11 protein-coding genes are annotated in these 12022 nt (G+C 64.7%); 6 read left to right on the forward strand and 5 right to left on the reverse strand.

Going from position 1 to position 12022, the window contains the following annotated elements; all coding sequences use genetic code 11:
• Positions 1-27: 27 nt before the first annotated feature.
• Together AC522E_RS04530 and AC522E_RS04535 are read left to right on the forward strand one after the other, a co-directional pair.
• Positions 28-744: an AzlC family ABC transporter permease gene (locus AC522E_RS04530; RefSeq protein WP_500749200.1), complete on the forward strand. Its 717-nt coding sequence runs from the start codon at positions 28-30 to the stop codon at positions 742-744.
• A complete protein-coding gene (locus AC522E_RS04535) occupies positions 741-1040 on the forward strand; it encodes an AzlD family protein (protein WP_500749201.1) in 300 nt (99 codons plus the stop codon). The genes AC522E_RS04530 and AC522E_RS04535 overlap by 4 nt, the downstream gene beginning before the upstream one ends.
• A gap of 17 nt (positions 1041-1057) precedes the next feature.
• Here AC522E_RS04535 and AC522E_RS04540 read toward each other — a convergent pair whose 3' ends face one another.
• A complete protein-coding gene (locus tag AC522E_RS04540) occupies positions 1058-2878 on the reverse strand; it encodes an aminopeptidase P family protein (RefSeq protein WP_500750587.1) in 1821 nt (606 codons plus the stop codon).
• 349 nt (positions 2879-3227) lie between these two features.
• Between AC522E_RS04540 and AC522E_RS04545 the strand changes: the two genes are divergently transcribed.
• A complete protein-coding gene (locus AC522E_RS04545; protein ID WP_500749202.1) occupies positions 3228-3419 on the forward strand; it encodes a hypothetical protein in 192 nt (63 codons plus the stop codon).
• Between the two features lie 155 nt (positions 3420-3574).
• Here AC522E_RS04545 and AC522E_RS04550 read toward each other — a convergent pair whose 3' ends face one another.
• Positions 3575-4492, reverse strand: coding sequence for a 50S ribosomal protein L11 methyltransferase (locus AC522E_RS04550; RefSeq protein ID WP_500749203.1), 918 nt, complete (start codon positions 4490-4492; stop codon positions 3575-3577).
• Positions 4493-4721: 229 nt separating this feature from the next.
• Here AC522E_RS04550 and AC522E_RS04555 point away from each other — a divergent pair, with 229 nt between their 5' ends.
• Complete coding sequence (locus tag AC522E_RS04555) at positions 4722-5597, forward strand: SDR family NAD(P)-dependent oxidoreductase (protein ID WP_500749204.1); 876 nt, start codon at positions 4722-4724, stop codon at positions 5595-5597.
• Between the two features lie 15 nt (positions 5598-5612).
• On the opposite strand, the gene AC522E_RS04560 is transcribed toward AC522E_RS04555, so the two are convergent.
• Positions 5613-6884 (reverse strand): class I SAM-dependent methyltransferase, encoded by a 1272-nt coding sequence (locus AC522E_RS04560; RefSeq protein WP_500749205.1) that lies wholly within the window; start codon positions 6882-6884, stop codon positions 5613-5615.
• 114 nt (positions 6885-6998) lie between these two features.
• Positions 6999-9377 (reverse strand): ATP-dependent helicase, encoded by a 2379-nt coding sequence (locus tag AC522E_RS04565; RefSeq protein WP_500749206.1) that lies wholly within the window; start codon positions 9375-9377, stop codon positions 6999-7001.
• A 133-nt stretch (positions 9378-9510) separates the two neighbouring features.
• On the opposite strand from AC522E_RS04565, the gene AC522E_RS04570 reads away from it, so the two are divergent.
• Positions 9511-9792 (forward strand): hypothetical protein, encoded by a 282-nt coding sequence (locus AC522E_RS04570; protein WP_500749207.1) that lies wholly within the window; start codon positions 9511-9513, stop codon positions 9790-9792.
• Between the two features lie 27 nt (positions 9793-9819).
• On the opposite strand, the gene AC522E_RS04575 is transcribed toward AC522E_RS04570, so the two are convergent.
• Positions 9820-10374: a thioesterase family protein gene (locus AC522E_RS04575; protein ID WP_500749208.1), complete on the reverse strand. Its 555-nt coding sequence runs from the start codon at positions 10372-10374 to the stop codon at positions 9820-9822.
• 178 nt (positions 10375-10552) lie between these two features.
• On the opposite strand from AC522E_RS04575, the gene AC522E_RS04580 reads away from it, so the two are divergent.
• A complete protein-coding gene (locus AC522E_RS04580) occupies positions 10553-11968 on the forward strand; it encodes an FAD-binding oxidoreductase (RefSeq protein WP_500749209.1) in 1416 nt (471 codons plus the stop codon).
• Positions 11969-12022: the final 54 nt, after the last annotated feature.

The following is a 12022-nucleotide window of genomic DNA, read 5'->3' on the forward strand; positions in this document are numbered from 1 at the left end:
GCTCCGGCATAAGGCTGGAAAACGGACATGACTATGGATCAAGCCAATCCCCACCACTTCACCTATCGGCGGGACGCGCGGGCCGGCCTGCGCGACATTGCGCCGGCGGCGATCGCCGCGATCCCGATCGGTCTCCTTTTCGGTGCCGTTGCCGTCACCAAGGGCTTGAGCCCGGCCGAGGTGGCGCTGATGTCGGCTCTCGTCTTCGCCGGCGGTGCCCAGTTCGCGGCCATCGAGAGCTGGGTCAGTCCGGCCCCGATCCTCGCCCTCGCATTCGGGACTTTCCTCATCAACGTGCGGCATGTGCTGATGGGGGCGTCGCTCTCGCCCAAAGCCCGGATGAGCCGTGCTGCAAAGTTCGTCGCCTTCTTCTTCCTGACTGATGAATCCTGGGCCCTGTCGGAGCGCCGTGCCCTCGAGCGCCCCGTCACGGGTGCCTATTGGGCCGTGATGGCTGCCGTTCTCTACTCGAACTGGGTCATCTCGACGACGCTGGGGGCCGTGCTCGGCTCGCTCCTCGGCGACCCGGCCCGCCTCGGGGCGGATTTCGCCTTCACGGCCCTGTTCATCGGACTGGTAGCCGGTTTCGGCCGAAGCCGGGTGACCCTGGTCACGGTTGCCGTCAGCGCGGCGGTGGCGGCCCTTGTCCATCATTTCATCGGCGCGCCCTGGCACGTCGCCTCGGGCGCATTGGCGGGGATCGCCGCTGCCTATCTCGCGGCCGGAGAGGAGGCGCGGGCATGAGCGTCGATCCCACGACCCTTCTCGCCATCCTCGCCATGGCCATCGTGACCTATTTCACCCGTGTCGCCGGTCTCCTGGTCGCCGACCGGCTGGCCCTCACGGGCCGCGCCAAGGCGGCCTTCGACGCCATCCCGCCCGCCGTGCTTGTCGCCGTCATCGCGCCGACTGCCCTGACCACGGGATGGGCGGAGGCCATCGCCGCCGCCATCACGGCGATTGTCGCCTTCAGGCTGCCTCTTCTCGCGACGATTGCCGTGGGCGTGGCCGCCGTGGTGCTGCTGCGCGGTCTCCTGTAGCGGCGGCGCGAGAAACGTTACGCCAGAGGCTTCGTCGCCTGCTCCAGCCAGGCGCGGGTCTGGTCGTCCAGGTCCGGGCCGATCTTCTCACGCACCTGGGCGTGATAGCCGTTGAGCCACGCCAATTCGTCGGCGGTAAGGAGGGACGGTTCCACCAGGCGCAGGTCGATAGGCGTGAAGGTGAGCGTCTCGAATCCAAGCATCTCTCTGTCCCCGCCCGGAATCGTGCGGGGTTCCACCAGGATCAGGTTCTCGATTCGGATGCCGTATTCGCCCTTCTTGTAGAAACCCGGTTCGTTGGACAGCAGCATCCCGGCCTCGAGGGCGGTCAGGCCGGTCTTGGCAATGCGCTGCGGGCCCTCGTGCACGGACAAATAGCTGCCGATGCCGTGGCCGGTGCCATGGTCGAAATCGAGCCCGGCCTCCCACAGGGGCAGGCGGGCGAAGGCATCGATCTGGGCTCCGCTCGTGCCTTTCGGAAACACGCTGCGGGCGATGGCGATGTGGCCCTTGAGGACCCGCGTGAACCGGTCCTTCATCTCGGCCGTAGGCTTTCCGACGATGATGGTGCGCGTGATGTCCGTCGTGCCATCCTCGTACTGCGCGCCAGAGTCGATGAGGAAGATCTGGTCGTTCTCGATAGGCCGGTTGCTCGACCGGGTGACCCGGTAATGGGGCAGGGCGGCATTCGGCCCCGCTCCTGAAATCGACGGGAAGGACACGTTCTTCAGGGCCCCCGTTTCGGCCCGGAAGGTCTCGAGCGCCTCGACGGCATCGATCTCGGTCAGCTCGCCCCTGGGAGCCTCCTGATCGAGCCAGGCGAGGAACCGGGCCACCGCGACGCCGTCGCGCAGATGGGCGGAGCGCGAGCCGGCGATCTCCGCCTTGTTCTTCACGGCCTTCATGAGGCTGATCGGATCGGCGCCGACATCGGCCGTTCCGCCGGCCTCCTCGATCCGCCGGATCAGCGCGACCGCCCCGGTCGCCGCGTCGATCCGGACCTTGCCGCCATTCGTTCCGAGGGCATCCAGCTCACCGAGAAAGGCGGTGATGTTCACGAAGTCGGCGAGGTCGCCCACCGCATCGCCGGCTTCGTTGGTCACCTTCGCCGGGTCGAAGAACAGCCGCGCCGGCCCCTCCTTCGGAAGGATGGCATACCCGAGCGGAAGGGGCGTGTGCCCGACATCGCCGCCGCGGAGGTTGAATGCCCAGGCCAGATTGTGCGGGTCGGAGATGACGAGCGCATCCACCTTGGCTTCCACCATCTTGGCGCGCACGCGGGCAAGCTTGGACGCGGCGGTTTCGCCCGCATAGGCCAGCGGGTGCGGCATGACCGGAGCCTGCGGCGGGGAGGGGCGGTCGATCCAGATCACATCGACCAGGTTCATCTCGACGGGGGCGAGCTTCGCGCCGGCGCGAGCGACCGCCTGCTCCAGACGCTTCAGCCCGTCATTGGTGTGCAGCCACGGATCGTAGGCGAGGATCCCGCCCGCCGGAAGGTTCGCGGCAATCCAATCCTCGGCCGAGGTTTCGGCCATGGGGACCGGGGTGATCACCGAGGTGTCCACCTGCTCCGACGCCTGCACCGTGTAGCGCCCGTCAATGACGAGAGCCGCCTTGTCCTGCAGGATGACAGCCGTTCCCGCCGAGCCGGTGAACCCGGTCAGCCAGGCCAGCCGTTCGGCGCTCTTCGGAACGTATTCGCCCTGGTGCTCGTCGGCGCGCGGCACGATAAAGCCGTCATAGCCGCGGCGCGACAGCTCGGTGCGCAGCTTTGCGATCCGTTTGGGCCCCTGGGCGGGGGATGTGGAATCTTCGAAACTCTGGAAGCGTGACATTACGATGCGAAAACCGATCTCGGGGAGGTTGGGCGACAAGCTAGAGCGCTTTCGTCCGCAACGAAACCGGCCTCGTCGGCACGGCGCAGAAATAATTCGTCATGCGCGGCCGGACCCCGTTCCAGGACAGGCTACGGCTTCGACCCGACTGCCCTTCCGTGAGGCGATTTGCCTTCGTGTTATGCGTTCCGTGCCTAGCAAAGCAGAATCGTCGATTGTGAACTGCATCTGGCTCATGGCTCACATGCTTCGGCGCCTCTCCTCATCAGGGCTGGCTGCGCCTACCTATCTAGCAACGACATAACGAGGAACGTCGAAGGGTCATCACACCAAACTGGGGGATGAACCTATGGCCACTGTCACTTACCCCGCCGCACAGAGCGCAGCGGTACCTTCGATCTTCGGAATCTATGCCAAGCGCATCGCCAATGCGCTCATCGCCAGTCGCGCCCGCGCGGCGGAGCATGCGCTGCGCCGTCACGATGCCGTCAGGGGCGACCTCGCCTTCCGCTACGGCCAGGCGTCCGCGTCCGTGAACTGAGCCCGATTCCTGCCCTTCAACCTTCGATCGAGGAGAAAACCATGTTGATTGCTGTCATTTTCAAGGCCGTTCGCGACGTTTGGAACGATGCCTTTGCGCTCCGTCGGGCCATGCTCAAGCGCTATCCCGGCGTTGCTGCGGAATAACCCCCGTCTTCAGCGGGGCAGCGGATGAACGCCGCCCCGTTTCATCACAAGGGCGACCCAGCCCTCGAGATCGTACCGGCGCTCTAGGTGCCAGCCCTGCGCGGCATAGGCCGTCAGCACGCCCGGGACATCGCGTCCCAAAAGGCCTGACAGGATGAGGACGCCGTCCCGCGTCGCGACACGGGCGATGGAGGGCGCGAGCACGCGCAGTGGCTTTGCCAGGATATTGGCGAAGATCAGGTCGAAATGGCCGGGTCTGTCCGCCAGGCTGTGACGCACCCCGGGCCCGACATAGAGCTTCATCAGGGATCCTATGCCGTTCAGGCGCGCATTCTCGCGTGCGACATGGACGGCAACGGGATCGATGTCTCCCGCCACCACAGGTCGCTTGAGGATCTTCGCCGCCGCGAAGGCCAGGATCCCTGTGCCCGTGCCGACATCAAGGATGTGGCGCGGCCTGCGCCTCTTCAGCTCATCCATGAAGGCGACGAGGCAGCTCTTGGTGGTGCCATGGTGACCGGTGCCGAAGGCCAGGGCAGCCTCGATCTCGATGGTAATGTCATTGGGCCGGCGCATAGCCCTGTCGTGGGAGCCGTGAACCAGAAGCCGTCCAGCCCGGACCGGGCTGAGCCCCTCGAGCGAGGCCTTGACCCAGTCCTGCTGGGCCAGAGGGAGAAAAACGCCCTTGTCCGCCTCCGCGCCGACAATTGGCCGAAGCAGGTTGCGGATCGCGGCCTCATCGGGCTCGTGGGCGAAATAGGCCTCGAGCAGCCAAGGGCCGTCGTCCTCCGTCTCGAAGGCGGCGACGGCGGTTTCCGCCGGATCGAAAATCTCCCCGATCAGCTCCGTCATGGCGCGGGCCGAGCGTCCGTCGGTCGTGATCCGGAAGACATGGGTGGGGCGGTTGGGGTGAAGTCCTTCAAGCATGGGCATCGCTTAGCGCATTTCCGGAAAAAGCGGGAGAAGGCAGATCGCCCGAAAAAGCGGCAGGCCTCTGCCTCCGGCGTCCCGCACGGAGTCCAGCCGGCATGCACCGCTTCCGGATCGCACGGGAGGCGCGCCGGAACCGGCTGGTAGCGGATCCGTTGTGCCCTCGACCAGCCTCGCGCACGGCCTGCGCGAAGGCCACGCTTCAAGTGACGACAGGAGCTCGATCATGCCCGGACGCCTTTTCGACAAGGTCGCGATCATCACCGGTGCAGGCACCGGCATCGGCGAGGCGATCGCCCTGAAGTTTGCCCAGGAGGGGGCGCGGCTCCTGCTTGTCGGTCTGCCGGATGATCCCGTCGACGACGTGGCGCGACTCATCAATGGTGCCGGCGGCTTCGCGGAGGTCTATCTCGGCGATATCGCCGAGGAGCGGCATGCGGAGGCCGCGGTGGAGGCCTGCCTCGGTGCCTACGGCCGGCTCGACGTGCTGATCAACAATGCCGGGGTTTTCCTGGCCGTCGCGGAAACGCAGGATTACCCGATCGACAAGTTCGACGAGACCCTGCGCGCCAATGTGCGCTCCGTCTTTCTGATGACGAAATTCGCCTTGCCTCATCTCCAGAAGACCCATGGCAACATCGTCGCCACCGGTTCCGAGGCGGGCATGATCGGACATCCGAAGAATGCCATGTATGGCGGAACGAAAGCGTTCATCCACTCCTTCATTCGTGGCATCGCGGGAGAGCAGGCAGCCTACGGCGTGCGCGCCAACTGCGTCTGCCCCGGACCCATCGATACGGCCTGGACCCACAAGTCCACAGGTCCCATGGATTCCGAGCTGGCGTCAATGATCACGCAGGCCACCCCCATGGGCCGGCGCGGCACGCCCGAGGAGGTGGCCAACGTCTTCTGCTTCCTGGCCTCCGACGAGGCGAGCTTTGTGACCGGCGCGCTCTATGCGGTGGACGGCGGCATTACGATCTCGAAGGGACCCATGGGCGCGAAGGCTTCCTCCTTCTTCAAGAAGCAGCCTGAGACCAAGCTGCCGACCCGCCATTCGCACGATGGGCTGAAGAACAAGGATTACGAGACCGTGACCTGAGAGCGGGAAGGCTCCTCAGGTTGGTGTCGGCTCCGGCTCCGCCTGCTGCAGGATCTTCAGGCGCTCCGACTCCTGCAGGCGGTAATGGCGCTGGAGATCCGTGATGTAGTCGCGCACGATCGGCGCCGCATCCCGCCTGCGGGCAAGCTGCATGTGGAAGACGAGCTGGCTGCCCGAGGTGAACATGGTCTCCGCGCTGATGAGATAGAACTCGAACATCCGGCAGAAGCGCTCGTCGTACATGGCGGCGATCCGGTCGCGGTTGGCCTCGAAGCGCTTGTGCCAGTGGTTCAGCGTCTTCGCATAATGAAGACGCAGGAACTCGAGATCCGTCACCCAGAGGCTGTTCTGCTCGACGACCGGGAACACTTCGGAGAGGGCAGGGGAATAGGCGCCGGGGAAGATGTATTTCCGCAGCCACGGGCTCGCGGTTCCGGGCGGGCTCATCTTGCCGATGGAGTGCAGGACCATGAGCCCGTCGTCGTCGAGAAGCGCGTTGATCTTGGCGAAGAACTCCCCGTAATGATGAACGCCCACATGCTCGAACATGCCGACCGAGACGATGCGGTCGAAGCGGTTCTGGACCTTGCGATAGTCCAGCAGTTCGAAGCGCACACGGTGGGCGAGCCCGGCACGCCGCGCCTTCTCGTTCGACAATGCGTGCTGCTCCTTCGAGAGGGTCACGCCGGTGACGTCGACATCTTCCATGGCGGCGAGATAGAGCGCGAGGTCGCCCCAGCCGCTGCCGATGTCGAGGATCTTCAGGCCGGGCTTCAATTGCAGCTTCGAGGCGATGAGACGAAGCTTGTTCTGCTGCGCTTCCTCGAGCGTATCGTCATCGTGAATGAAATAGGCGCAGGAGTACTGCATCCCCTTGTCGAGGAAGAGTTTGTAGAACTCGTTTCCGAGATCGTAGTGGTGCGCGACGTTCTTCTCGGCCTTGCCCACCGGATTTGCCTGCTGGAACCTCTTCACGCCGCGTGAGATCCGCTTCAGCACGTTCTGGAGCGGATAGTTCGCGAGTGACGAGCGATTGAGCGAGAAGAGGGTCAGGAAGTCCCGGATCGTGGAGCCATCCTCGAAGCTCATCCGCCCGTCCATGTAGGCCTCGCCCGCATGAAGCTCCGGGTTGAGGAAGAGCTTGTGGTAGAGCGACCGGTCCGTGAGACGCATGGTGACCTTGGGGCTGGGAGTGCCCGCAAAGACATGCTTCTTTCCGTCCGCGTCGATCACCGTGAGCGTGCCGGTGCGGATGAAGGATTTCAGCATGTGGGAGAGAGGAAACATCGCGACCTCGAACGGGCTTTCAACGGGGCGGGATCGTTCCACAGTCGCAAGCCCATGGCTAGGGGCTTTTCCCGGCGCAATTTTCCGGTTCTCCGCCTGATTCCGGGATGACCGCTACCCCATCGCCTCCACGAAGCTGTCGAGGACCATCTTCCGCCCGGCCTTGTCGAACTCGACCGTCAGCTTGTTGCCGTCCACCGCCTCGATGGTGCCCGGCCCGAACTTGGTGTGGAGCACGCGGCCGCCGACGGAGAAGCCCGAACCTCCGGTGGATTTCGCCACCAGTTCTCCCTCGATCATCATCGGGCCACGGCGGTCGCCCGGCCTGCGGGCGGAATAGCCGCCGTCCGAGGTGGACGCCCGGTGCGCCTGGGCGCGCTGCCATCCCGGGGTCTGGTAGGACGAGCCGGTGAAGGGAGCCATCCGGTCGAAGCGCGATCCTTCCCCGAAGCCGCCGCCATAGGAAAAATTGGCGGGAGCTTCGAGGATCTCCACGTCGGCTTCCGGCAGATCATCGATGAAACGGCTCGGGATGGTCGAGTTCCACAGGCCATGGATGCGCCTGTTGGAGGCGAAATAGATCTTGGCCCGGCGCCTTGCGCGGGTCAGTCCCACATGGGCGAGGCGGCGCTCCTCCTCGAGGCCGGCGCGGCCGCTCTCGTCGAGGGCGCGCTGGTTCGGAAACAGGCCTTCCTCCCAGCCGGGCAGGAAGACGGTGTCGAATTCCAGCCCCTTCGCCGCGTGGAGCGTCATCAGGCTCACGCGCTCCGTGGTGTCCGATTCGTTGGCTTCCATCACGAGCGAGACATGCTCGAGGAAGCTCTGCAGATCCGGGAACTCCTCCATGGAACGGACCAGTTCCTTGAGGTTTTCCAGGCGCCCCGCCGCATCCGCCGATTTGTCCTTCTGCCACATCTCGGTATAGCCGGATTCCTCGAGAACCGTCTGCGCCACCTCGGACTGCGTCATGGTCTCGGAGAGCTTCGCCCAGCGTCCGAAGGAGATGAGGAGATCGCGCAAGGTCGCACGCGGCTTCGGCTTCAACTCGTCTGTCTCGACGATGAAGCGCGCCGCCTCGAGAAGCGGGACGCGGGCCGCGCGGGCATGGTTGTGCAGAACCTGGATCGTGGCGTCGCCGAGGCCACGCTTCGGAACATTGACAATGCGCTCGAAGGCGAGATCGTCCGCGGGCTGGTTGACGACGCGCAGATAGGCGAGGGCGTCCCGGATCTCCGCGCGCTCATAGAAGCGCGGACCACCAATGACGCGATACGGCACGCCGAGCGTCACCAGCCGGTCTTCTAGCTCGCGCATCTGGGCGGAAATGCGCACGAGAATGGCGATCTCGGAGAGGGAATGGCGCTTGGCATGAAGCGCCTCGATTTCCTCGCCTACCAGGCGCGCCTCGTCCTCCGAGTCCCAGGCACCGGTGATCGAGACCTTCTCGCCCGGCTCGTCCTCCGTCCGCAGGGTCTTGCCGAGGCGGCTCTGGTTCTTGGCGATGAGGCCCGAGGCGGCGGACAGGATATGTGCCGTGGAGCGGTAATTGCGCTCGAGACGGATCACGGTGGCGCCAGGGAAATCGTGCTCGAAGCGCAGGATGTTGTCGACCTCGGCGCCGCGCCAGCCATAGATCGACTGGTCGTCGTCGCCGACGCAGCACAGGTTCTTGCGGGCCTGGGCGAGGAGCCGGAGCCAGAGATACTGGGCGACGTTGGTATCCTGGTACTCGTCCACCAGCATGTAGCGGAAGCGGTTTTGGTATTGCTGGAGGATGTCGGGATGCTCACGCCACAGGCGCAGGCATTCCAGCAGCAGATCTCCGAAATCGACGGCGTTCAGGGTCTTCAATCGGTCCTGGTACGCACGGTAGAGCTTTCCGCCCCGGCCATTGGCGAAGGCGCCGGCTTCTCCCGCGGGCACCTGATCGGGGCCGAGACCGCGGTTCTTCCAGCCGTCGATGATGGAGGCGAGTTGCCGTGCCGGCCAGCGCTTCTCGTCGATTCCCTCCGCCTCGATCACCTGTTTCATCAGGCGGAGCTGATCGTCGGTGCCGAGAATGGTGAAATCGGAGCGCAGATCCACGAGCTCGGCATGGCGGCGCAGGATCTTGGTTCCGATGGAGTGGAACGTGCCGAGCCATTGCATCCCCTCGGAGACCGGGCCGATCAGGGATGCCACGCGCTCGCGCATCTCGCGCGCCGCCTTGTTGGTGAAGGTCACGGCGAGGATATCGAAGGGACGGGCCTTGCCCGTCGCGATCAGGTGGGCGATGCGGGTGGTCAGCACCCGCGTCTTGCCGGTGCCGGCGCCCGCCAGCACGAGAACGGGACCCTCCGTGGCTTCCACGGCGGCGCGCTGTTCCGGATTGAGGCCGGAGAGATAGGGCGATTGCGGCGCGACCGCCGCACGGGCACGGGCGCTCAAGGAGGCAGACGATGGCTCCCGGGCGGATTCGTCCTGCGGATCGGGTCTTGGATCAGGCTGATTCATTGGCGCGACCATGGATCAAAAGGCGAACGACGTCGAGCCCGGAATAGGGGCGATCCTGCCGCAGGCGGAACTTCGTTGTCGAGGACGGCCTCAGGAGCCATATGGTCATAGTCGGCGTGGAAAGGAATGGACCATGCGCAATGCGCTGAAGGCTGTCGTCTGTTTAAGCGTGGCTTTGCCTCTGGCCCTGCCTGCGGCGGCGCAGACCCGGCTGCCGCGCAAGAGTCCGGCCGAGCGCCAGGTGCAGGGCATCAACCGGGACCTGCAGCAACAGCAGCGCCTCCAGCGATTCGAGCAGCAGAACCAGTTCGAACTCAATCAGATGCAGCAGAGGATCGACCGACAGAGGACGTTCACCAATCCGACGCCGCCTGCGGGGATCAGGACCTGCCCGCCCGGCTCGGTCGGTTGCTGAGAAGGAAAGGCACGACGGCCCGTCGTCCTAATGGCAGGTGCCCGAGGCGAGCATCGGTTCGCGCAACGGGCTGGCCGTCTCGGACCGGCCCGGGATTCCCATGATGCGCCCCAGCGTCTGGGGCTTCGCAAGGCGGGAATGGGTTGCCTTCATGATGGCGAGATTGGTGAGGATATCGTCCGGGAAAGGCACGACCTTCCGCGTCTCCATGTCCACATGGAGGGCCATTCCTTCGGCGGTCGCCGAAAGCCATCCTTCCGTCGCATGGCGGATTTCCATGTAGAAATGAAGGCGCTTCTCGTCGAAGTCGATCAGCTGGAGGGTCACCCGGACCGCATCCCGCATCTGCAATTCGCGCTTGTAGAGGGTATGGGTCTCCGCCATGAAATACGAGGCGTTGCGCTCCTCGAGATAATCCTCGCCAAGGCCGACAAGGCCGAACGCTTCCTCCACGGCGCGGTCGAAGAGCACGTGGTAATAGGCCATGTTCATGTGGCCGTTGTAGTCGATCCATGCCGGCTGGACCCGCATGGTCGAGGATACGAACGGAGCGAAGAAGAAAACCGGCGCGCGCTCACTCATGATCAGTATGCTCCTCCGACCCCGACCATGCTCCCAACGCCTCCTCGTCTCGCAACACTAGCACATTTCCCGCGTCTCACCAGAGGGTTGCAGCGTCATTCTCACGCAGAGTGTTGCCTTTGCAACGGTTCTGGTAGCTATGGGACGAGTCAGCATCGCAACCGGACCTGAAGCACCGATGAACGCATCCTACCCGTCCAGCCGCACCAAGCCCTCCAAGACCGCCCTGGCTTCCCTAACGGATGAACTCATCAAACGGTTCGGCAATCAGGTCGTGACCTCGGACGCCGTGCGCGAGCAGCATGGTCATTTCCTGACCTGGATCGAAAACCAGCCGCCGGACGCCGTGGTCTATCCCCGCACCACGGACGAAGTGTCCGAGATCGTCAAACTGTGCCTCACGCACGATGTGCCTGTCATTCCCTTCGGCACCGGCACGTCGCTCGAGGGCCACATCAACGCCCCGTTCGGGGGCGTGTCCGTCGATCTGAGCCTCATGAAGCGCATTGTCGCCGTCCATGAGGAGGATCTGGATTGCGTCGTCGAGGCGGGCGTGACCCGGAAGGAGCTGAACGAGCATCTGCGCGACAAGGGCCTGTTCTTTCCCATCGATCCGGGAGCCGACGCCTCCATCGGCGGCATGGTCGCGACGCGGGCCTCCGGAACCAACGCGGTCCGATACGGCACCATGAAGGACGCGGTGCTGTCCCTGACGGTGGTCACGCCGGACGGGGAGGTGGTCAAGACCGCCAGCCGGGCGAAGAAGAGCGCCGCCGGCTACGACCTGACGCGCCTTTTCATCGGCTCCGAGGGCACGCTCGGGATCGTCACGGAGATCACCCTGAAGCTGCACGGAATTCCCGAAGCGATTTCTGCCGGGATCTGCCCCTTCCCCTCCGTCAAGGCGGCCTGCGATGCGGTCATCATGACCATTCAATCGGGCATTCCGGTCGCCCGGATCGAACTGCTCGACGAGTTGCAGGTGAGGGCGGTCAACCAGCACTCGAAACTCACGCTTCCCGAAAGCCCGCTGCTGCTCCTGGAATTCCACGGATCCGTCGCCGGCGTGCAGGAGCAGGCGGAGCGTTTCGGCGAGATTGCCGCAGAGTTCTCCGGCGGCTCCTTCGAATGGGCGACGAAGCCCGAGGAGCGCTCCCGCCTGTGGCAGGCGCGGCATGACGCCTATTGGGCCGCGCGCGGCCTGCGACCGGGGGCTCAGTCGGTCGCGACCGATGTGTGCGTCCCGATCTCGCGGCTGGCGGAATGCGTCGACGAAACGAAGCGAGACATCCTGGAAAGCGGGCTCGTTGCGCCCATCGTCGGCCATGTCGGCGACGGCAACTTCCACGTCCAGCCGCTCGTGAACACGGACGATCCGGCGGAGGTCGCGGCCTGCGAGGCCTTCATCGACCGCCTCGTCCGGCGGGCGCTCGCCATGGAGGGCACCTGCACGGGAGAGCACGGGGTCGGTCAGAAGAAGATGAAATATCTTCAGATCGAGCACGGGCCGGCGGCGCTTGCGCTCATGCGCACCTTGAAACAGGCCGTCGATCCGCGCAACATCATGAACCCAGGAAAGATTGTTGCGTTTTGACGGTGGATGGAAACCGCAATCCGCTCCCGCTGTTTTTGCCTTTGAGATAAAGAG

The sequence above is a fragment of the Microvirga sp. BF8 genome (genome assembly GCF_059888585.1).

Bases quoted from the DNA above. Each gene is read 5' to 3' on its own strand.
- AC522E_RS04530 (WP_500749200.1), top strand. From the start codon at position 28: ATGACTATGGATCAAGCCAATCCCCACCACTTCACCTATCGGCGGGAC.
- AC522E_RS04535 (WP_500749201.1), top strand. From the start codon at position 741: ATGAGCGTCGATCCCACGACCCTTCTCGCCATCCTCGCCATGGCCATC.
- AC522E_RS04540 (WP_500750587.1), bottom strand. From the start codon at position 2,878: ATGTCACGCTTCCAGAGTTTCGAAGATTCCACATCCCCCGCCCAGGGG.
- AC522E_RS04545 (WP_500749202.1), top strand. From the start codon at position 3,228: ATGGCCACTGTCACTTACCCCGCCGCACAGAGCGCAGCGGTACCTTCG.
- AC522E_RS04550 (WP_500749203.1), bottom strand. From the start codon at position 4,492: ATGCTTGAAGGACTTCACCCCAACCGCCCCACCCATGTCTTCCGGATC.
- AC522E_RS04555 (WP_500749204.1), top strand. From the start codon at position 4,722: ATGCCCGGACGCCTTTTCGACAAGGTCGCGATCATCACCGGTGCAGGC.
- AC522E_RS04560 (WP_500749205.1), bottom strand. From the start codon at position 6,884: ATGTTTCCTCTCTCCCACATGCTGAAATCCTTCATCCGCACCGGCACG.
- AC522E_RS04565 (WP_500749206.1), bottom strand. From the start codon at position 9,377: ATGAATCAGCCTGATCCAAGACCCGATCCGCAGGACGAATCCGCCCGG.
- AC522E_RS04570 (WP_500749207.1), top strand. From the start codon at position 9,511: ATGCGCAATGCGCTGAAGGCTGTCGTCTGTTTAAGCGTGGCTTTGCCT.
- AC522E_RS04575 (WP_500749208.1), bottom strand. From the start codon at position 10,374: ATGAGTGAGCGCGCGCCGGTTTTCTTCTTCGCTCCGTTCGTATCCTCG.
- AC522E_RS04580 (WP_500749209.1), top strand. From the start codon at position 10,553: ATGAACGCATCCTACCCGTCCAGCCGCACCAAGCCCTCCAAGACCGCC.